We start from the raw sequence: 20,651 nt of genomic DNA, 5'->3' as shown, positions 1-20,651 counted from the left end.
CGGAAAAAGTCATGCTCCGGTTCGTCTCGCGACCTCAATCAAAATCAATCTATGATACAGGGTTGTAATTGCGTATACTCCGCGACTAAATTTCATTCTGATGCAGCAATAACCATGATTATTTTCACCACCAATGTCGGCGATATAGAAATTAGCCTTGATTTAGAAAAAGCCCCTATAAGCTCAAAAAACTTCTTAAAATACTGCCAAGATGGCTTCTATACTGGCACTATTTTTCACCGAGTGATTAAAGGATTCATGATTCAAGCTGGTGGTTTTACTCACGAAATGGATGAGAAAGAGACTCGTGCCTGCATTGTAAACGAAGCGAATCGTGGCCGTAAAAATATGATAGGTACTCTAGCAATGGCTCGTACCGATGCCCCGCATTCCGCTACGGGACAGTTTTTTATCAACTTAGACAATAATGATTTTCTTGATCATACTGCCACAACGAATGCAGGCTGGGGCTACGCCGTGTTTGGTGACGTCATGGCGGGAATGGATGTGGTCAATAAAATCGCACAAGTAAAAACAACGTCTAAACACGGGCATGATGATGTGCCTTGCGAGCCTATCATCATAGAAAAAGTGACCATTTCATAGTGTTACTCTTGCTCACTTTTTAACAGAACATCATTAATGAAGTGGCTTAAACCTAATGGTACGGTACAAACATACCGCTAATTAAGTTATCACTCATTAAAAATATATCGTTAACAGTCTAAGTAAGGTATAACGGCGCGATGAAAATTCCAAAACGTATACAACCACTAATTGACGACGGTCTTGTTGACGATGTTATCGGTCAATTAATGAGTGGTAAAGAAGCCTCCGTATTCACAGTACTTTGTGGTGAAGAAATTCGCTGCGCCAAAGTGTATAAGGAAGCAAGTCAGCGCAGTTTCAAAAAAGCCGCACAATATCAAGAAGGTCGAAAAAGCCGTAATAGCCGTCGTGGTAGAGCGATGGAAAAAGGCTCGAAATATGGCCGCGCTCAGCAAGAGAAAGCTTGGCAAACCGCTGAAGTTGATGCGTTATATAAATGCGCAGAAGCTGGAGTTAGAGTCCCTCGTCCTTTCGGCTGTTTTGATGGTGTTCTATTGATGGATCTCATTACAGACGAAGATGGTGACGTTGCTCCACGCCTTAATGATGTCATGATGTCTGAAGAACAAGCTCTTGAAGATCACGCTCAAATGATGGTCTACGTGACTCGTATGCTGTGTGCCGGAATTGTACATGGTGATTTATCCGAGTTTAACGTCCTCGTTGATGAGTACGGCCCTGTGATTATTGACTTACCTCAAGCAGTAGATGCATCGGCTAATAATAATGCAGAAGTAATGCTAGCACGAGATGTGAATAACATGACGAGCTATTATGCTCAATTTGCTCCTCAACTCGCGGCGACGCAATATGCAAAAGAGATGTGGGCGTTATACGAAAAAGGGCTTCTTACTCCTGATACCGAACTTACAGGTCTTTTCGAAGAAGATACCACTAGCGCTGATGTTGATGGTATTTTAGATGAAATAGAAGCCGCCTATTATGAAGAGCAAGAACGCCGTGAACGAATCAGTGACGCGGAATCTACTACTTAAATAATGACTTATTTGCTGTTATAACCCGTTATGACAGCAAACTCTCTCAATTTTTCTACTCGCATTTCATTTGAAAAACATCATACCTTTCTTTAATACCTTCATCTTCACACCAACTGTAATCTAAGTTCCAATTTACATTATGAAGTGCTTATAATTCACACTCGAACCTTTATAAAGCGCGAAAGAGCGCTACAATGATAAAATAATAATTAAAGGGTTAGTCGTCGTTATTTTCCCTATCTACGCAATAAATGAAGAGAGTCAATATGACATCCAGTCTCCCATTATTAGAACAAATTAATCAGCTTCAAAGTAAACTTGAGTCCATTCAGAAAACAAATGAACAATTGAAAACTGAGCTAATTGTCAGCCAAGATAGATTTACTCGTTCACTGATTAATGCCAGTGAAGGCTTATGGGACTGGAACCTAGAAACAAATGAAATTTATTACTCCCCCCGTTGGAAAAAAATGCTGGGATACGATGATCATGAGCTGAGTAATACTCTTGATACATGGATTCAATTAATTCACCCCGATGACAAAGAACCCACTTTAGAAAAATTATTTGCCTATATTTCAGGTCAATCACTCTCTTATGAAACTGAAATTCGGATGATTCACAAAGATAATTACTATGTCCTACTGCATTCTTGCGCCATTAAATTAATTCGAAACTCTGACCGTTCACCTACCAATATTATTGGTTACCATTTAGATATTTCCAAACAGCGACATGCTGAAACCTTCACTCAAAGTCATAACCAAATTCTGGAGATGATTGCCAAAGGTGAGCCAGCTAAAAAAATCTATAACGCGATTGGGCTGCTGTATGAAAGCAGGCATGCAGGGCTACGATGTTCAATGCTAGAACTTGAAGGCGATACACTACTTCACGGCGGAGCACCTAGCTTGCCGAAAGAGTATTGTGATGCGGTTCATGGCTTAAAAATTGGGCCTAATATTGGCTCTTGCGGGACCTCTACATACACAGGGAAAAGAGTCATAGTTGCTAATATTGAAACGGATCCCAAGTGGGCTGCAATTAAGCATGTCGCCCTACCTCATGGAATGCGGTGCTGTTGGTCTGAACCAGTAAAAAGCTCCTCTGGTGAAGTCCTAGGTGCATTTGGCATGTACTATGATCACCCTGCAGTACCTAACGATGAAGAGTCTAAAGATCTTATTTCTGCTGCCATGCTGACGGGGATTGTCATGGAGCGAGATCAGAATCAAAAACGCATCCAATCATTAGCTTTTGTCGATGAACTTACCGGGTTATCTAGCCGTGCCCATTTTTATCAAGCACTCGAAAAACTTATCATTGAATCAAAAGAACATGATCTACGTTTCAGCCTTTTGTATATCGATCTTGATAGCTTCAAAAATATTAACGACAGCTTAGGGCATGATGTGGGCGATCAGCACCTCAAACAAATAGCAACTCGACTCACTGCGTTAAAAGAGAATGTATGCTGTCATGCTCGTCTAGGTGGGGATGAATTCTGCCTTATCATCAAGGAGCAAGGTGATAATTCAAATGCAGAATCTATTGCAAAAGAGTGTTTAAAGCTTATATCTATGCCCTCATCTCTTGCGGGCCGCAAATGTATTCAAACTTGCAGTATCGGAATTTCGACTTATCCCGATGACGGTTCCGATCTGAAAACACTATTAAAAGCCTCTGATATTGCACTATATTCAGCTAAAGATTACGGCAAAAACCACTATATTTTCTACAATGAAGATCTATTGCTCAAAGCGGAGTATCGCTTTCAAGTAGAACAGCTTTTGAGAGACGCTATCAATAACAATGAGCTATCTTTGGTGTATCAGCCTCAATTTGATTTCCTAACTGGTAAACTCATTGGTGTTGAAGCTCTGTCACGCTGGCATCACCCTCACCTTGGGCAAGTTTCACCTTTTGAATTTATTTCAATTGCGGAACGAATCGGCATGATTAAACCATTGACTGAAAGCGTATTAAAAAAAGCATGCACTCAAACCGTCTCTTGGATAAAAGCGGGAAACCCTCACTTAATCGTAGCCGTCAATGTTTCGCCAAGTCATTTCCTTGATGATGACTTCATTCCATTGATTAAACGAGTGCTTGAAGAGACAGGGATAGCACCGCAAAACTTAAAATTAGAAGTCACTGAAACGATCGACCAAACTCAACAACAAAATATTTCAGCCTTTAAGAAATTAAAAGAGATCGGTGTACTTATTGCTATTGATGATTTTGGGACTGGATACTCTTCTTTCGCATCGCTAAAACATCTCAATGTCGACTACTTAAAAATTGATAAGTACTTTATCGATGATCTTTTATCTGATGACAAAACGCATCTATTAATTGGTTCAATTATCGATATGGCGCATAAACTAGGCTATAAAGTAATTGCCGAAGGTATTGAAGAGGAAGAACAACTCAATATTCTTAATGAGCTGAAATGCAACATCGCTCAAGGCTACCTATTTAGCGAACCCGTTTCCGCTAATGACATATCAGAACAACTTGCGATATTGTCTCCGAGCTCACAGCCCCAGCCAGTTCTCAAAAATAAGTAAGCACTACCTTTTGGTATTTTTCTCAGGGACTCATTGAGACATATATTTCGTGTTTGCCATCATGTGGTGTTTTAGTATCGCTCCTGTGAAGTTGAGTGAGCGATGCTGTTCACTTAAACAAAATATAAACATTTCTTTAGATGTATACTCTAAGATCGATACCGCTCAAACCTCAATTTTCTTCACTATATTATCAATCGTTAATTTAACCTTTGCTAACTGAATATTTGATCTTGTGTGAAAATATAATTATTCGTGATATTTATAAATGAAAGCATCCTCATACAGTGATAATGTTGAGCTATAGAGTTATTGCTCTAACTCAAATATTAAAAGGGGATTATTATGAAATACATAACACCCATTTCATTACTTTTCGCAGTCACTTTAGTTGGTTGTCAAACAGATGAAACCGCCACCAACTCGTCTGCACAATCTAATGCAAATGCCATTACTCAGCAAAAACGTGAACTCGCGAGACAGCTTAGTCAAAGCTACAATAATCTTGAAACAACATTAAAAACGCAGATTAATGCTCAACATTTAAATATTTCTGTCTCTCAATTATTCGAATCTCAACCAAATGCTGACTTCAGTCAAAAGATGGTAATGGCCGACGCTCAAATTCGTTCAATGAAAGGTATTGAAGAATTCACTCCTGAAATATTAGAGTTGCGTATTGCTGATATATCGATGGTCAAAGAGTGGAAAGAAGGCCAGAGCCCATTATTTGCATTCGAACCCAAAGGGGATGACGAAACATGGCAGTATATTGAAGCATTTGATGTTTATGGCCAAGTCCACCAGCTGGATGTTGACCAATTACCAGATGTTCCAGTTTTTGTAGTTGATAGTAATAGTAGTAGAGAGCTCACCGCTGGTGTACAAGCAATGCGGAATGAGATGAACAAACTTGATAACGGCATATCACTCAGCACCAGGAAAACAGACAACGGTTCTTTTGCGACCGCAACAATGCAAAAAAATATAACGTCTGATGATCCACAACCGATTTCAACAACCATACTGAAAAAAATTCGCTTAGCCGATGATCAAGAACCTTGGATCTCGGGCAAAGCAGAAATCTATGCCATTGTGACTGGTATCAACCCGAGCCGCGATAAGCCAATTGTTGATTTAGTAGAAATGCCGTACTTAGACTACGACAATCAAGATTACCACCCTAATCAGATCATGATTCAGTGGTCTCGCTACCGTTGGGGTGCAGCAGATCTTATCCTAATGGAGCAAGATGATGGCACCGACTACAAGGAACTTGGCAAGTTGTTAGTCAAAGTAGCAGAGGAAGTCTTGAAGTTGATACCAGATCCAGAAGTTCAAGCTTATGCCATCATTCCTCAAATTACAGGTAAAATCATAGACGCAATCCCCGATGGTCTATTAGTAAATGATGATGACTTTGTTGACGTATTTTACACCTTAATGCAAGACACTGATTATGTGGATCACCCAGCCGCTAGTGGTAATGCAACGGCAACATTCGAGCCATTAACAATCAACCCAACTCGTCAATAAAAATAGGAATAAGTAGATATACGTTAGTTCATATATCTACTTATTAATCATAACTAAAATGCGCTAAGCAACATCAAGCTCCCCCTTTGGGGAGCCTTTTGTGCCGCTAAATAATTCCATCTAATTTCAAACTTTTCGACATATTATATCCAGTAACCATAAAGCCCGTCTCTTGATATAGCGCCAATGCACGTTTGTTGTGATAAGCCACTCTAAGCTTGATTTGAACAATCCCACCCTTGACTAACTGCCCTTCCAACAGCTTCAACGCTTCGGTTCCATACCCTTTACCACGACATGATTCATTCACATAAAAATCATAGATAAACGTAGAGTGTTCCGCTTCATTTGGACAGTGCCACAAATACCCGACAACGCGAGACTCAGCCTCAATACACAGTAGTTTATGTACATTCGTTTTATATCCATCAGGGAAACTACGTAAAAGGTCTTTACGAGCCAATGTCTGTGCAAGCTCAAGTGAATGCCCATAGTTTTCCGCAATTTCTTGGCTGTAATCCGCTATAAAATAATCACAAAATGCAGGATACTCTTCTTCTCGCATTGGTCTTAAGGCTATTACCATAACTTTCATCCTTAAATCGTATTTCATAAATGACTTTTGAAGCTCAATGTTCAAGTTACTGACCAACACCAAGCTCATTTGAGCTATTATTGTGTCAATTTAAACAATAAATTGGCTAACTGGGCATTATATTTAGTGATTATAAAAAATAAGTCCCCCACTCTGGATTTATTGCACTATAATCTGCGGCCGTATTTTTGGTTATGCTTATGTTTGGTATTAGCCGTTAGTTTTAGGAACAAGATATGTCATTTGCATCACAAAATTTTTCTCCCGAAATCGTCAAAGCTCTTACTGAATGTGGTTATGAGAAGTTAACTCCTGTTCAGCAGAAAGCGATTCCGATGGCTCGTCGTGGCCACGACATTCTTGCTAATGCTCAAACAGGTACGGGTAAAACCGCTGCATTTGCATTGCCAATTGTGCAAAATATTTTAGATAAAGCAAAGCCACGTAACCGCCACCAAGCTCGTGCGGTGATCCTTGCACCAACACGTGAACTTGCTGCTCAAATTGCGCAAAACGTCCAAGACTACACCAAATATACAGAGCTTAAGACTGTCGCGATTTACGGTGGCGCAAAAATGTCATCTCAAGAGCGAGCGTTAGAGCAAGGTGTTGACATCCTTGTTGCAACTCCAGGCCGTTTAATTGAGCACTTAGAGCTAAAAAACGTCTCTTTAGTTAACCTAGAGTTCCTTGTTTTTGATGAAGCTGACCGTATGCTTGATATGGGCTTCATTTCAGCGATTGAAAAAATCATGTCCGGTATCGCATCTAAGCCACAAACGATGCTGTTCTCTGCGACCTTCTCTGCGCAAATGAATAAACTGGCAGGTGAGATCCTCCGCCAACCGAAACGTATTGCCGTTGCTCGTGAAAATGTCACTGCCGATACTATCGCACACGTTGTTTATCCTGTAGAGCAAGCACGAAAGCGTGAGATGCTTTCTGAACTGATCGGTCGTAAAAACTGGAAACAAGTTCTCGTATTTGTAAACTATAAAGAAACCGCCAATGAGCTTGTGAAAGAGCTTAAATTGGACGGAATTAAAGCGGTTCTTTGTCATGGTGATAAAGCACAAAGTGCACGCCGCCGCGCATTAGATGAGTTTAAAGAAGGCAAAGCACGTGTGATGATTGCAACGGATGTTGCTGCTCGTGGTCTAGATATTCAGAACCTGCCGCATGTGGTTAACTTTGATATGCCATTCTTAGCTGAAGATTACGTTCACCGTATCGGTCGTACTGGTCGCGCAGGTCAAAAAGGTCATGCTGTCTCTTTTGTAAACCGCGAAGAAGAGCTAACGCTACAGCAAGTTGAGACTCTTATTGGTCAGCGTATCTACCGTAAAGAGCTTGAAGGTTATGAGCCAAAAAACCGAGACGCACTAATTGAAAAAATGCACTCAAAGCCGGCTTTTAAAAACCGTAAAACGCGCACAAACAATCCTAGTGATGCGAGCCAAGGTGATGCAGAGCGTCGTGCTCGTCTACGTAAAATGATTCGCAATAAGCAATAAGCAATACGCAATCAACAATCACTACCAACATTTAAGGGCGATACTTTTCAGTATCGCCCTTTTCTATTATTCGTCATTAAGATGCGTTTTTTAAATTACGTTTTGACGGTTTTCGCTGATACAAATTAGAGATGTTACCAATCAACATAAGCAAACCACCCCAGATCAGGGCACTATCAAACGGTTCGTTATAAAAGATAATCCCAACGACAGCAATTAAGGGCAAACGCAGAAAATCTAAGATGGTCACTGTTGTCACTTCCGTCATTTGCAGAGCTTTACTCATGCAAAAATGAGCGGATAGAGCGGTAAAGCTAATAACCCCTACCCAGAACCACTGATTGCTATTTGGGGTGACCCAATCCCCCATTGAAAGGACAAACCCCATAGGAAGTTGAATCAAACACATATAAAAAACGATAGTCAGTGGCTCATCGGTTTTGGACAATGATTTCGTTGATGTATGGGCTACCGCAAAACAGACAGCAGCGCCTAAGACGATAAATGAGTTACTATCAAAGATCTCACTTCCAGGCTGAACGATCACTAAAACACCAAGCATACCGATACAAATGGCGGCACCCTTCTTTAGGGTTAATCGTTCATTTAAAAAGATGGCGGCAATGATAGCGGCCCAAAAGGGTACGGTGAACTCCAACGCAAACACTTCTGCCAGTGGCAATAAAGCGATACCTAGAAACCAACCATACTGAGCAATAAAGTGAAATACGTTACGAAAGGCATGAGTTGTTAAACGGCGGGTAGAAAAAAGAGAACGCTTACCGAGCGCTGCAATAATGCCACTAATAATCAGCAGCCCGAAAACACTACGTAGAAAAAGCGCTTGGAAAGTACCTATTTCACCACTCAGTTCCCTTGCCCCAATGGCTAACAAGCAAAATGAGACCAGAGCCCCAACCATCCATATCAATGACTTCATCGGTGTGAGAACTCCTTTCTACACAAATTTGATGTCTCACTGTTTTACTCTTTAATCAACAACAATCCAAGTCGACCTTTGTCTCGAATCCCATCAGGTTTGTTGACTAACTTCTGTTTCAATATGGAAAAACCGATCTTCTTACACAGGTTGACTAGGTCATCTACGGGGTAGGCATCATAATAAAACTCCACATCAAACATGGTTCCGGTAAATGCTGGAATATTTTCTTTACTACCACCGCTTGAAATGATGGCCACGCCATCCTTATCTAGTGCGTTATACACTTTCCTCAAAATCTCTTCGTGGTGTTCTCGGGGTATATGGAATAAGCAGTCCCAAATAATGATCCCTTGATAAATACTCCCGATATCATAGGTTTCTAATTTTGCATGGATAAACTGAGCTTGAGGAAGTAGAGATCGTGCGGATTGCAGCAGCTTTTCGGAGCCATCAACACCAAGAACTTGAAAACCATGTTTAATCATTAGTTGATCAATTGGAATACCAGTACCGCAGCCAAGATCAAGAACATGAGCATTTAATGGTAGACAGTGAATAAATTCGTTAAATAAGACTTTATCTGGGGTAGGTAGATTCTGTCGTATTTCAGTCCACTGCTGTGAAATCAGATCGTAATTAGCTTTCATTATCAAATTCCTTTTGATACATAGCTTTTGATACATAGCCCCTAAGTATCAATAATAATGGGAATCTCACTATCAATTTATATGGTTTAAGAGCATCACTGGTTTGAGTTATTGAGCTCTTCACGGTCTGATTTTTTTAATTTACTGACGACCAACCTATACGACCGATCGGCCAAATCTTGCAGCATCGCTTCATCAACATCACCATTCATTGCAACCGAAATCCAGTGTCTCTTGTTCATATGATAACCCGGACGAATGGCATCAAATTCACTGACGAGCACTTCCCCATCGGCAGGCGTACATTTCAACGTCACATAGGGATCATCTGAGGTCTGAGACGTTAACGCAAACATTTTACCTTTGACTTTAAATACTAAAGCCTCAGGTCCAAATGGATAACTCGATTCTGCCGCGACACATTGTTCTAGGTAGTCTTCAATAGATTTTAAGGTCATCATAAGTTAGTGCTTATTGGTAAATGAACATACTATTATTGATAACAAATCTCTTTCAATTCATCTGAGAGCCATTACTCAAAATCGGCCAACAAGTTTTTTAATAATCCATTGGCCTGTTGAATCTGATCTGGCGTTAATGCCGTCACTAAACGGGTTTGAATATCGACATGTTGCTCTATCATTTCTTCAATTAAATTCAATCCTGTGGTTGTTAATATCACCGTCACACTGCGCCGGTCCTTCTTACTATGCTCTCTCTCGATAAGACCTTTCCCTTCAAGCTTGTCGAGTCGGTTCGTCATAGCACCAGAGGTAAGCATCATTGATTCAATCAATTCTGAAGGGGTTAATTTATACGGTTGTCCCGCTCGGCGTAGCGTAGCCAGTACATCAAATTCCCCCATTTTTAGATCATATTGCTTATGTAACGTAGCCACCTCTGCTTCCATGTGTTTAGTCACACGCATCAAACGTCCCATTAATGCCATCGGATCAGTATTTAATTCAGGCTTCTCTTTTACCCACTGAGCGACAACTCTATCAATCGCATCCATATACCCTACTCCGCAGATTCAAACATCAAGATTAAGTATCTTAGCACGAAGTGTCTTAACATAAAGATACTTTACAGTGCGTAATTTAAAGCGTAGATTACACACAAATATCTTCACATAAAGATAATTAATATGAATATACTTCTAGCGATGATCCCTGCCTTCTTTTGGGGTACCACCTATGCGGTGACTCAATACACTTTACCCGACTGGCCTCCGCTTTTATTAGGAGCAATCCGAGCGCTTCCCGCTGGTTTACTCTTACTCATGCTAAAGCCAAGTTTGCCAGAAAAAGGTGAATGGCGAATTCTGTTCAGTTTAGGTTTAATCAACATTGCCATATTCTTTAGCTTGATCTTTGTGATGGCTTTAACCCTTCCTTCTGCCATTTCTGGTGTGGGAATGGTTTCTGTCCCTGTTTTTGCCATGCTGTTCCACTGGGTAAGATATAAGCGCCGTCCGACAACAGTTCAGGCAATATCTGGGACATTGCTGATTTTTCTGGCGTGGAAATTATTCGATCCTAACTCTATTACACTGAACCCCGTTGGTTTATTGGCCATGGTAACGGCCATCCTCTGCATTGTGATCGGCAGCGGCATAACAAAATCACTTGGAAACCGTATGCATTGGTGGAAGGTTTTAAGTTGGCAGTTAATTATTGGCGGGGCGATTTTAAGCTTAGCGGCTGCACTGCATTCTGTTATAAACCCCAACGTTTACACTCATGCATTAGCCCACGTTGACTTCAAAAATGTAGCTGGCTTAAGTTGGTTAGTGATTCTAAATACTGCGTTTGGGTATGGTATGTACGTTTGGTTACTGCAGCGAATGTCTGTCGTCGATTTCACATTTGGGGGGATCGCAAATCCAATTGCGGGAATTATTACGGGATTACTTCTGTTAAGTGAATCTTTTACATTGCTTCAATACGCACTGATGGCTGGTATGATCATCACCTCTTTACTTCCACAGATACTCATTGCATTGAAAAAAAGCAATTCACCAAATTTGTCTCAATCGAGCTAAGCATCGGATCTCTATTAATCGGCAGAGTTATCATTCCGTAGTCCATTCATTCACTTCTATAGATAAGTAACTCTGCCCATGCATTTAATAAAGTCTGCAATTTAGATCGCAAAATAGGCAAGGATTAACTAGAATAACAGGGGTTTCTCACTAAAAGCGCTTGAATTTGTTAGTACTTTGTACGAAACATTGCACCAATGAGGGTTTTTCGTTAAAGCACCATTAATTACAGGTTCAATGAACTCAAGTTTTTTGTAATTATGCCTTTTCTCGTCAAACTAAGTGATCGTATAGTCAAGCTAGCCATTAGTAATTCAATTAATAGAATGAATAATGAAAAAAGACGAATTTCAAAAATCTACGGCTAATCTTAAAAAAGCAGTTCCACTGATGATGAAGAACCGTGTCTCAACGACACCGGCGAATTATGCATTGTGGTATACCTACGTTGATAATGCCATTCCTCAACTTAATCGTGAGATGGACGGCATTATTGAACATTATGGTATTTGCCCACCAGCAACTGCCGAGCAACTTTACAATAATTATGTCGCGAGTCGCTCTGAAACAAACATGAACGAATTACGCGCCAGTATTGAAGTTTTGATCAATGAAGTCGCTCACTCTATGAATGATACTCTTGCTGACACTTCGGCATTTTCAGATATGATCAACCAAAGCTTCAGTAATCTTTCTCGTGTGGAAGATGAAGGCTTGTCAATGGATGAAGTCATGAAGGTGATTAGAAAGCTGGTGTCTGAATCTAGAGATATTCGTCACTCGACTCAATTTTTGAATACTCAGTTGACCACGGCTAGCGAAGAAATTTCTCGTTTGAAGTCACAGCTTGTGGATGTACAGAAAGACGCGCTTTTTGATAGCCTTTCTAGTCTTTATAACCGAGGCTCATTTGATCGCGATTTAGAGACATTGTGCAAAGCAAATCAACCTATGTGCCTGATTTTAGCAGATATTGATTATTTCAAATCATTCAACGATGAGTACGGTCATCTATTTGGTGATACCGTTATCAAAGGCATTGCTCGTCGGCTCCAGCTCAGTTGTAGAGATGGCATTACCGCTTATCGCTTTGGTGGTGAAGAGTTCGCAATCATCGTACCGAATAAATCTCTCAGAATTGCACGCCAATTTGCAGAAACTAACCGCCGTAGCATTGAAAAACTATCGGTAAAAGATCGACGCAGTGGCAAACAAGTTGGGAATATCACGGCATCCTTTGGGGTGGCCGAATTTATTGAAGGTGAGTCACCTATTCAGTTGATCGATCGTGCAGACAAACTATTATATGAAGCAAAAAAACTAGGTCGAAATCGAGTAATGCCGATTTAGTTTTGCACATACATTTTTGCCGATCCCGTTTCAGCTAATTCAGTAATAGCCCAATTCAGTAACAACCCAACTCAGTAACTACCCATTTAGTTATCTCAGATTGAAACAAAGAAGGCTTCCCATTAAGGAAGCCTTCTTTCGGTTTGGTATCACTAGATATTAAAACAGTAATCTAGACAATAATCTTCACCACTTTTCGCTGTAAATTCTTTATCTTCGCTGCATGCTCTTGGTTTTCCACGCTCATCACCTTTTACTAAGCTAACCCAATGACGCATGGCTGCCATGCTCGACTCTGTTGGGATTTGGCTAAATGTGGTGCAAGTTTCGAGTTGAATATCATCGATACTAATCAGCTCAACACAACCTGTCCCCTTACGACAGCCAAACTGAACCTCAAGGTGGCTACCACTACCATCTTTCAGGAGAATTGAAGCAGGGTCCGACTTTTCTCCCATGTATGCTACAAAGTGTTTTGGGTGTTTCAAACCACTGTGCTGACCGTTTTTGAAGTAAGCCAGAACGTGGCGATAGTCAATTACGTAGCTTGTTACATCTTGATGAGTACCATTTTCTAGTGGAAAAAGTCTATCAAGTAGCTGTTTAGCTTTGATCTGCTTTTCGCTCTGCTGGTTTGCGCTGATAGTCTCTACGGCAAAGACAGCTTCAGCGATAAATGGTTTGTTTTGTTTTTGTATTTCTGTTTTATCGAATGTAAGCATATTCATAGTCTTTCCCTCTTGGCTAACTATATTGTTGGTTAACTATCCCTGTCTTCAGCTCTATTTTTACTCTGCAAACGTGGTGATTAACTCATCAAAACTGTGTTCTAGAGCAATTATTCCAAACAGATGTTTATTTTTGTTATCGGTTTGTGAATTGCTTAGTTTGTAGACTACAACTTTTTTGACTACAATTTCACAACAAAAATTTTACAGTGTGAATTTTACAAAATGGCCTTATCAAAAAGCTTAGTCAGACAGTCACATTTCTTAGGGACTAAAATTAGGAACCTTAGAAAACGTAACCATTTAACAATGGAAGATCTCTCTGCACGATGTATACGCGTCAACCCAGAGTACGCGCCATCTGTTTCTTATCTCTCGATGATTGAGCGAGGAAAGCGTGTCCCAAGCATCGATATGCTAGAAGTCATCGCGAACGTTTTTCAAAAAGAACCCACTTGGTTTTTAGATGATGAACCGGAGCAACAAGCAATCACTCCAGATAAGGGAAATAGGGGGGGGATCAGTGGAATGGCATTAGAGCCAAGCTTCCTGTTCTCTAATGACATTCTACAAATAGCGATACCTGAAATGTTGTCGCAGACGGGAATCACAGGGCGCCAATTTGCTCATCTTTTAATTCGAGCACACCAAGAGAGCTTACAAAATCACTTCCCTGACCTTGAACGAGCAGCAGAAGAGGTTGGACTTAAGAGATTAAATTTAGCCGTTGAAGATTTGATCGACATTGCGAAGAGTTTGGGGATACAAATTCGCTGGGTCAACCGAACCCCAAAAGATGTAGTCGACGAATTGGGCATCAATGCAAAGCAGCTAGTCACCTCTTTCTTTGAGCCGCCAAGTACCATTTACCTCAATGAAATACTCAAGCAGTACCCTACTCGTCTTAAATACGATCTGGCGGTTTACATCGGCCACTGTATTTTACACAGTAAAGAAGGCTTGAAGAGTGTACTTTCAGTTGGGCATAACAGCAGTTGGGAAGACAGCGGATCTAGCGAACCAACCTCGGTACTCAATTCACAAGATATCTTACAAGCTTGGCGCGATTTTGAATCAAGCTTCTTTGCTGGTGCATTACTCTGCCCTAAAGTCCCTTTCCGCCAGTTACTGGATCGCAGCGGTTATGAAATTGACGTACACAAACTCGCAGGTGTTTCCCCATCTGTTGCAATGAGGAGAATGACCGTTGTTTCACCTTACCCACACTGGCACTATTTCGATGCCTATGGCCCTGGAAAACTAAAAGCCGTCTATCGCGGTAATGGCATACCTCTGCCTTGGGGTAACATGAGAACCGTTGCAGACCCTTGTCAGCATTGGGCGGTATTTAGACGCCTTTCTGAGCCGAAAGCTGGCAGCTCAGCACAAATCTCCATACTGAATGTTGGTGATGAACCAAGAATCTACTGCTGCGAATCGGTCAACATGACAGATCCTGCAGGCAACAACCGAGTGTTATGCGCTGGTATTGATTTAAACCCAGCAATTGATGCACAAGGTGGGGATTCCCGATCCATTGCTGAAGAGCTAAAAGCGTCCTGTGTGAGTAATGGTGGATCCGTGATCATCCCAAGGCATATTAAGAAAGATCTCACGACGATTGCAAAAATCCTGAACATTAACTGGATCGAACGCGGCATTGAAACTGAGGCTCGTTTAATTTGCTCTAGAGGCGGCTCATGCCCTAGAAAGCCAAGTTGCTACGCGAAATGTGGTGCAGAGTAATATCAAAGAAAATAGATGAGTAACCGACAGTGAACAGCACAAAAAATAAAGGCTAAGCCACTTTTGCTTAGCCTTCCTTTTTTATATTCAAAACTCACACCATTAAGGCGTTATATGAATAAAGCTAATACGTTGTTTTGTTAAGCCTTCAATCTGTTCAATTTTACCCAGACTTTGCTTGGTTTGAATATCTCCTTGATAATAATAAGGCTCGATCACACCTTTGTAGCCTTCCGGTAATGCAAAATAGAGCCGAGCAGGCTTCTTGTAATGCTGTTTGGCGCTTAAATACCCAACTAATGCATGCTCAAATTGATGGTAACCATTACCCCAATGGAACGCTTTAGTACTTCTGGAGTTTAACCCTACCCCACCATATTGATGATCAACCCAAGCATTCATGAAAGCATGCTGTGTATCCGATTGCTGGGTGATCCGACTGCCATCCAACATGTTCAATGTCATTGAAGATTGATCCAGTTCCGCCCACTCCCAAGAAGAGGTCCATGGATTATATGGTCGACTCTTCCATCCAGAGACCTTTTTTCGTCCATGCCACAGAGTTTTCAGCGGTTCAATGAAATAAGCTTCCGCGACTGAAAAATCATAAGTATTACTGGCTCTGTCGACGGTGACTCGCATCCCTTGTTCACCCAACGTTTCCCAGTCTGTATTATCAAAATACCTTCCGACCAGATAAGTCATCCAGAACGCTTTTGTTGTGTGAGCAAAATCATTGTGCTTTGCCTCTTGCATCATCATTGCTTTGTGATGAATTGCCCCATAGTATCGTTTCTCTTCCACAGAATAATACTGTTTCGTCATTTGATCTGTTAGCCAATAAAGATCCTGACGCCATTTTTTCTGCACTTTCTCGGGTAATAACGGAGTGACAAGCAGCAGATAGCCGTTGATCTGATCGAGTTGAGCCACCAACTCTCGCTGTTTAGCACTCTGCTCATCGTCATCTCTTAACACCCAATTCAAATCATTATTTTTGAGGTTCTTATACTGCTCAAAAATGAATGCTTGCTGTTTAATTAATGCCTTTTCCACTACAGGATCACGAGTCAAGTAGTAATAAAAAGCCAAACCAACTAACGCATATGCTTGATCTTGTGATGTTCTCTGTTGCCACTCCAAACCTGGTTGTCCATCTTTAACGAAGCTAATGAACCCACCATGTTCGTTATCTATTCGATTTCTCAATAGAAAATCGACACCAGACTTTGCCAAAGCGAGCGCTTCTTCATTACCAGTCAGATGATAAATCACCCCATACGCGTATATTTGTCGAGACTTCATCCGAGTGTAGTCACGATCAAAATGCGGTGATATCCAGCTAAGGTTTAATTCGGGACAGACGTTATTAACATCTAACACCTCACCATTATCACAACGGAATGTAGGGAAATTGCCTTCCGGAACTCCTTTCGCAGATTCCATTAACCAGTATGGCTGTAAGCCTTCTTTCGCATGTTCTATCCATTGATCGCCAGTGGGCAAAGGAAGCGTTTTTTCAGGTGTGAGATCGGTTACGGCTGCCAATGGGGTTGCAGAAAACATTACTGACAGTAACAAACTGAATTTATAGTTTTTTCTATGTGTACTATTGAAATAAGACCGTGCCATGCTTAACCCACTCCTGATTCAGAAATGGTGAATATAAGTACTAATACTTACGCATACTGTCTAAACGATCACAGGAAAAATCAATATCAGGACATTAAATTTATAATTTAAGGAAGGGCGCACATACTGCGCAAATTTATGCAAAAAAAAACCAACCACAAAAACTGTGATTGGCTATATATTTGTGTGAACAAGGTATCATTCACTAACAACGTCAGTTGGCTAGGTGACCCTCGGCTTAAGAAGGGTCACTATTAATAATGCAGAATGTGTGCCAACTTTAAATGTCCATTTTATATGCCATTACGCACACTTTTAAAGCGATAATCTTTGATTTTTTGCATAACGCATTTTCATTTTGCAAATTAGCATGATTTTGCTAGTGAGCGCTTTATAAGTTATTCATCTAACAAAGTATTGTCTTTAATACTAAACGCAGATCGATAGAGGTACTCCGCTTGTTTAGTTCAAAATTATAAATGCATACAAATTACATAAATAGCAACAATCAACAACACTTCGATCACATTAATTACAAAAAATCTCACTTTTGATAATTGATTCATTTGTTGATAATGAAATCCACAAAAACAGCACCTACACTCTAACTAGGATTTCTATAATTATAAAAATACAGCTAGGGATTTATCAATGCGCTCACTACTACGCCAGTTCCCCCTCTACATTATTGTCACCATTATCGCAGGAATACCTTTAACCCTATCCATAATTTTAGCCAGCTTATCTGTCATTGAATTTAAACAAGAATCATCGCTTTCTTCGCAAGATCAAGAAGTGGTAGAGCTTGTGATCCTCTATGACAACATTGCTCATAACTTGGCGGTAGAGCGTGGACTTACTGCTGGAGTGCTAGGCAGTAAAGGTAAAGCCGCTCAAGTAGAGAAATTAAAAAAGCAGCGTAAGGTTGCAGATTCTCATATACAAGCACTTAAAGGCTTTTCACCTGTTCACATAAAGCCAAAGTTAGCGTCGAATTTAATGGGTGATGTTCAAAAACAATTAAGCCGTTTAAGTGAAGTTCGCCGTCAAGTAGATACCTTGCGTCCCAACCTATCTCCTTTTGCTTACTATTCGGATCTCAATCAGCTCGCCATTGATAACGCAATCATGCTGCTAGCCAACATTAATAATTCTGAAATTGCCTCTCTTGGTAAAGCATTAACTTCTGTCGTTGTCATGAAAGAGCGTGCTGGGCAAGTTCGTGGGGCGCTAAATGGCGTGTTCTCACGAGGTGATGCAACGGCTGCGATTTACGCCAATGTGCAAAATTACATCAGCTCTGGCAATTATGCTCTGCGCAGAGCAAAAATTGAAATGCCGACTCAATTCCAACAGCAGTTAGAGCTCGCGAGAAACTCGTCGACATGGAAAAATGTGAATCAAATTAAGGACTCATTCTTATCTCAAAAGTCCAATCTCAATAATATCGATGGGCCTGATGCAAGCTCATGGTTTGGATTAGCAACAGATCAAATCAAGCTGATTAACCAAGTACGCAACCAACTTCAAACTGAAATCAGCACCATTTCTACTGAACAAGCCATTCGAGCAAACAACTTACAAAACTCACTGCTAGTGGCGACAATTCTCATTGGAGCGTGTCTCTTATGGGCTCTTGTATTTTGTGTTACAGGCCTGCGTCATCGTGTTGGGTCTCTCACGACGCACTTGGGTAACATGTCTGCACAACGAGATCTAAGTGTTGAGCTTAACTCAGTAGGTAAAGATGAAATTTCATATATTTCTCGTAGCATAAATCAACTCACCCAGAATATCCGCTCGTTATTATCGGATGTCACTAGTACCAATAACAACAGCACACAACGATTGAACACGATTGTAAGCAATGCTCAAGAGCTAGGTCAGAGTAGTCAATCAACCACCGCTAAATGTGCAAACATAGCCACCGCAATGACGGAGTTATCTCAGTCTAGCCTTGAGATTGCCGCCTCTGCTGAAAGGGCGCTAACTGAAACCGATGAGATGAAGAGCCAAGTTCTAGAGTGCCAATCCCAAAGTGAAGCTTCATTTAATTCTGTAGAAGGGCTGATTACTCAGATTAACGAAACAGAAGCTTGCATGCTCGAACTGGAGCAAGATACGCAAAGTATCAGCCAAATTGTAGAGACCATCAGCGCCGTTTCAGAACAGACTAATTTATTGGCATTGAATGCCGCGATAGAAGCCGCACGAGCAGGTGAACACGGGCGCGGTTTCGCCGTTGTCTCTTCCGAAGTACGTGATTTAGCTCATCGTAGCCAAGAAGCGACTGAAAGTATCAGTAAGCTACTGGAAAAAATCACCACCAATACGAATAAGTCGGTTAATAATATGAGCAAAAGTAAGCAAGCAAGTGATGATACTTTTGCATCGGTTGATGTAGTACGAGAGAGCGTGGCTAAACTGGAGTCAGTGATTGAGCAAGTCAGTGAGCACATTACGAGTATTGCCAATTCAACAACTGAACAATCGAAAGCCAGCGAAGATGTCGATAAAGATGTCGATACATTATCAGAAATTGCAGACCAAACTGGCGTTCTTGCCAATGAGTTAAACACTATTGTGACCAGCTATAAAGAGGAAGTGTTTAACGTTCAAGAGCAACTCAATAAGTTTAAACTCGTTTAATCTCTTTTCTCTCAATCATAAACAATGGCGCTGATGTTTTTCAGCGCCTTAATTTTGAGTAATAACGAAATTAAACGTGCCAGTTCACGGTCTACATTGGGACGGCTCTCACCCCTCACTTCTGAGATTACGATTTGATTATAATACCCCTTACTACCCTAGCTCTAATTGCCTTTGCTGCTAATTCTGTCTTATCTCGACTTGCTTTGGGATCTGAATTAATCGATGCGAGTAGCTTTACGAGTATCCGATTATTTTCAGGTGCCATCACACTCTACGCTCTTATCAAGTTATATTTACCACCACGCGTTGACTCTCAAAGCTGTGATTTTCAAAGCAATGATTCTCAAAGTTGTCACTCTCAAAATAGACAAAAAGGAAGCTGGAAAGCAGGGATCTTACTATTTGTTTATGCGGTAACATTCTCTTTCGGTTATTTATCTTTAGACACTGCAACAGGTGCACTAATCCTATTTGGATCAGTACAAGCAACCATGCTAATCAATAGTTTACTGTCTGGAAACAAAGTAACTCGAAATGAAATATGGGGAATGATCATTGCCTTTTCAGGTTTCCTTTACCTTGTACTGCCTAACGTAGACACGCCATCACTATTTGGATTCGGATTGATGATGGTGTCGGGCGTTGCGTGGGGAATGTATACCATTAATGGTCGTTCGTCTAAACAGCCTCTCATCGATACTGGATTCAATTTCATCCGAACCTTACCGTTCGCTGTAATTCTTTTTCTACTCAGTCTGCATCAAGCACATTACACCCTTCAAGGCATATTACTCGCTTGTGCCTCTGGCTCTTTAGCATCTGGCGTCGGATATGCGATTTGGTACTACGTGCTACCTCAGCTCAGTGTCATTCGAGCCGCATCATTACAATTGCTGGTGCCTGTCTTATCGGCGGTTGGAGGGGTTCTATTTATGAGTGAAAATATCACCATGCATTTTGTCATGTCCTCAGCATTAATACTCGGAGGGATCATGATCGTGCTAAAGGCTAAAGAATAGGTTTTTCATCAACTCCATGCCATTGGATGCAAAAAGACCTCGCTAATTAACGAGGTCTTTCATTTAAA

The 20,651-nt window shown here is 40.9% G+C and carries 17 protein-coding genes; 10 read left to right on the top strand and 7 right to left on the bottom strand.

Annotation, left to right across the window (positions count from 1 at the left end; translation table 11 throughout):
- Positions 1–114 precede the first annotated feature (114 nt).
- The 4 genes from OCV39_RS17505 (at position 115) to OCV39_RS17490 (ending at position 5,713) form a co-directional block, all read left to right on the top strand.
- The gene (locus OCV39_RS17505; RefSeq protein WP_261889545.1) at positions 115–606 is read left to right on the top strand and encodes a peptidylprolyl isomerase; all 492 of its coding nucleotides are present in this window, start codon (positions 115–117) and stop codon (positions 604–606) included.
- A gap of 140 nt (positions 607–746) precedes the next feature.
- The gene (locus tag OCV39_RS17500) at positions 747–1,604 is read left to right on the top strand and encodes a PA4780 family RIO1-like protein kinase (protein ID WP_017054434.1); all 858 of its coding nucleotides are present in this window, start codon (positions 747–749) and stop codon (positions 1,602–1,604) included.
- A 269-nt stretch (positions 1,605–1,873) separates the two neighbouring features.
- Complete coding sequence (locus OCV39_RS17495) at positions 1,874–4,177, top strand: GGDEF domain-containing phosphodiesterase (RefSeq protein ID WP_261889544.1); 2,304 nt, start codon at positions 1,874–1,876, stop codon at positions 4,175–4,177.
- Between the two features lie 345 nt (positions 4,178–4,522).
- Positions 4,523–5,713, top strand: a complete 1,191-nt coding sequence (locus tag OCV39_RS17490) for a DUF3103 domain-containing protein (RefSeq protein WP_113800137.1) — start codon at positions 4,523–4,525, stop codon at positions 5,711–5,713.
- A 106-nt stretch (positions 5,714–5,819) separates the two neighbouring features.
- Here the strand turns inward: OCV39_RS17490 and OCV39_RS17485 are convergent, their stop codons facing one another.
- Positions 5,820–6,299, bottom strand: a complete 480-nt coding sequence (locus OCV39_RS17485; RefSeq protein WP_261889543.1) for a GNAT family N-acetyltransferase — start codon at positions 6,297–6,299, stop codon at positions 5,820–5,822.
- Between the two features lie 245 nt (positions 6,300–6,544).
- On the opposite strand from OCV39_RS17485, the gene OCV39_RS17480 reads away from it, so the two are divergent.
- Positions 6,545–7,822 carry a DEAD/DEAH box helicase gene (locus OCV39_RS17480; protein ID WP_261889542.1) on the top strand — a complete coding sequence of 426 codons (1,278 nt, stop codon included), beginning with the start codon at positions 6,545–6,547 and terminating at the stop codon, positions 7,820–7,822.
- Positions 7,823–7,898: 76 nt separating this feature from the next.
- Here the strand turns inward: OCV39_RS17480 and OCV39_RS17475 are convergent, their stop codons facing one another.
- The 4 genes from OCV39_RS17475 to OCV39_RS17460 form a co-directional block, all read right to left on the bottom strand.
- On the bottom strand, positions 7,899–8,762 hold the full coding sequence (locus tag OCV39_RS17475; protein WP_017054439.1) for a DMT family transporter: 864 nt from the start codon (positions 8,760–8,762) through the stop codon (positions 7,899–7,901).
- 44 nt (positions 8,763–8,806) lie between these two features.
- On the bottom strand, positions 8,807–9,412 hold the full coding sequence (locus OCV39_RS17470) for a class I SAM-dependent methyltransferase (RefSeq protein WP_261889541.1): 606 nt from the start codon (positions 9,410–9,412) through the stop codon (positions 8,807–8,809).
- A 95-nt stretch (positions 9,413–9,507) separates the two neighbouring features.
- Positions 9,508–9,873, bottom strand: a complete 366-nt coding sequence (locus tag OCV39_RS17465; RefSeq protein ID WP_261889540.1) for an MmcQ/YjbR family DNA-binding protein — start codon at positions 9,871–9,873, stop codon at positions 9,508–9,510.
- Positions 9,874–9,944: 71 nt separating this feature from the next.
- A complete protein-coding gene (locus OCV39_RS17460) occupies positions 9,945–10,427 on the bottom strand; it encodes a MarR family winged helix-turn-helix transcriptional regulator (protein ID WP_261889539.1) in 483 nt (160 codons plus the stop codon).
- 132 nt (positions 10,428–10,559) lie between these two features.
- On the opposite strand from OCV39_RS17460, the gene OCV39_RS17455 reads away from it, so the two are divergent.
- Positions 10,560–11,456 carry a DMT family transporter gene (locus OCV39_RS17455; protein ID WP_261889538.1) on the top strand — a complete coding sequence of 299 codons (897 nt, stop codon included), beginning with the start codon at positions 10,560–10,562 and terminating at the stop codon, positions 11,454–11,456.
- Positions 11,457–11,789: 333 nt separating this feature from the next.
- The gene (locus tag OCV39_RS17450) at positions 11,790–12,806 is read left to right on the top strand and encodes a GGDEF domain-containing protein (protein ID WP_017054444.1); all 1,017 of its coding nucleotides are present in this window, start codon (positions 11,790–11,792) and stop codon (positions 12,804–12,806) included.
- 152 nt (positions 12,807–12,958) lie between these two features.
- Here OCV39_RS17450 and OCV39_RS17445 read toward each other — a convergent pair whose 3' ends face one another.
- On the bottom strand, positions 12,959–13,534 hold the full coding sequence (locus OCV39_RS17445; RefSeq protein WP_017054445.1) for an aldolase/citrate lyase/malate synthase family protein: 576 nt from the start codon (positions 13,532–13,534) through the stop codon (positions 12,959–12,961).
- A 225-nt stretch (positions 13,535–13,759) separates the two neighbouring features.
- Between OCV39_RS17445 and OCV39_RS17440 the strand changes: the two genes are divergently transcribed.
- Positions 13,760–15,280, top strand: a complete 1,521-nt coding sequence (locus OCV39_RS17440) for a DUF3612 domain-containing protein (RefSeq protein ID WP_261889537.1) — start codon at positions 13,760–13,762, stop codon at positions 15,278–15,280.
- Between the two features lie 102 nt (positions 15,281–15,382).
- Here the strand turns inward: OCV39_RS17440 and OCV39_RS17435 are convergent, their stop codons facing one another.
- Positions 15,383–16,846: an AGE family epimerase/isomerase gene (locus OCV39_RS17435; protein ID WP_390903272.1), complete on the bottom strand. Its 1,464-nt coding sequence runs from the start codon at positions 16,844–16,846 to the stop codon at positions 15,383–15,385.
- A gap of 717 nt (positions 16,847–17,563) precedes the next feature.
- Here OCV39_RS17435 and OCV39_RS17430 point away from each other — a divergent pair.
- A complete protein-coding gene (locus OCV39_RS17430) occupies positions 17,564–19,561 on the top strand; it encodes a methyl-accepting chemotaxis protein (protein WP_261889535.1) in 1,998 nt (665 codons plus the stop codon).
- 134 nt (positions 19,562–19,695) lie between these two features.
- A complete protein-coding gene (locus OCV39_RS17425; RefSeq protein ID WP_261889534.1) occupies positions 19,696–20,583 on the top strand; it encodes a DMT family transporter in 888 nt (295 codons plus the stop codon).
- Positions 20,584–20,651 lie beyond the last annotated feature (68 nt).

The sequence above is a fragment of the Vibrio cortegadensis genome (assembly GCF_024347395.1).
Taxonomy (GTDB): Bacteria; Pseudomonadota; Gammaproteobacteria; order Enterobacterales; family Vibrionaceae; genus Vibrio; species Vibrio cortegadensis.
Note: the sequence above shows the minus strand (reverse complement) of the source record. Positions and strands in the feature narration are given on the sequence as shown.

Coding starts and splice junctions, on each gene's coding strand:
- OCV39_RS17505 (WP_261889545.1), top strand. CDS start 115: ATGATTATTTTCACCACCAATGTCGGCGATATAGAAATTAGCCTTGAT.
- OCV39_RS17500 (WP_017054434.1), top strand. CDS start 747: ATGAAAATTCCAAAACGTATACAACCACTAATTGACGACGGTCTTGTT.
- OCV39_RS17495 (WP_261889544.1), top strand. CDS start 1,874: ATGACATCCAGTCTCCCATTATTAGAACAAATTAATCAGCTTCAAAGT.
- OCV39_RS17490 (WP_113800137.1), top strand. CDS start 4,523: ATGAAATACATAACACCCATTTCATTACTTTTCGCAGTCACTTTAGTT.
- OCV39_RS17485 (WP_261889543.1), bottom strand. CDS start 6,299: ATGGTAATAGCCTTAAGACCAATGCGAGAAGAAGAGTATCCTGCATTT.
- OCV39_RS17480 (WP_261889542.1), top strand. CDS start 6,545: ATGTCATTTGCATCACAAAATTTTTCTCCCGAAATCGTCAAAGCTCTT.
- OCV39_RS17475 (WP_017054439.1), bottom strand. CDS start 8,762: ATGAAGTCATTGATATGGATGGTTGGGGCTCTGGTCTCATTTTGCTTG.
- OCV39_RS17470 (WP_261889541.1), bottom strand. CDS start 9,412: ATGAAAGCTAATTACGATCTGATTTCACAGCAGTGGACTGAAATACGA.
- OCV39_RS17465 (WP_261889540.1), bottom strand. CDS start 9,873: ATGATGACCTTAAAATCTATTGAAGACTACCTAGAACAATGTGTCGCG.
- OCV39_RS17460 (WP_261889539.1), bottom strand. CDS start 10,427: ATGGATGCGATTGATAGAGTTGTCGCTCAGTGGGTAAAAGAGAAGCCT.
- OCV39_RS17455 (WP_261889538.1), top strand. CDS start 10,560: ATGAATATACTTCTAGCGATGATCCCTGCCTTCTTTTGGGGTACCACC.
- OCV39_RS17450 (WP_017054444.1), top strand. CDS start 11,790: ATGAAAAAAGACGAATTTCAAAAATCTACGGCTAATCTTAAAAAAGCA.
- OCV39_RS17445 (WP_017054445.1), bottom strand. CDS start 13,534: ATGAATATGCTTACATTCGATAAAACAGAAATACAAAAACAAAACAAA.
- OCV39_RS17440 (WP_261889537.1), top strand. CDS start 13,760: ATGGCCTTATCAAAAAGCTTAGTCAGACAGTCACATTTCTTAGGGACT.
- OCV39_RS17435 (WP_390903272.1), bottom strand. CDS start 16,846: ATGTTTTCTGCAACCCCATTGGCAGCCGTAACCGATCTCACACCTGAA.
- OCV39_RS17430 (WP_261889535.1), top strand. CDS start 17,564: ATGCGCTCACTACTACGCCAGTTCCCCCTCTACATTATTGTCACCATT.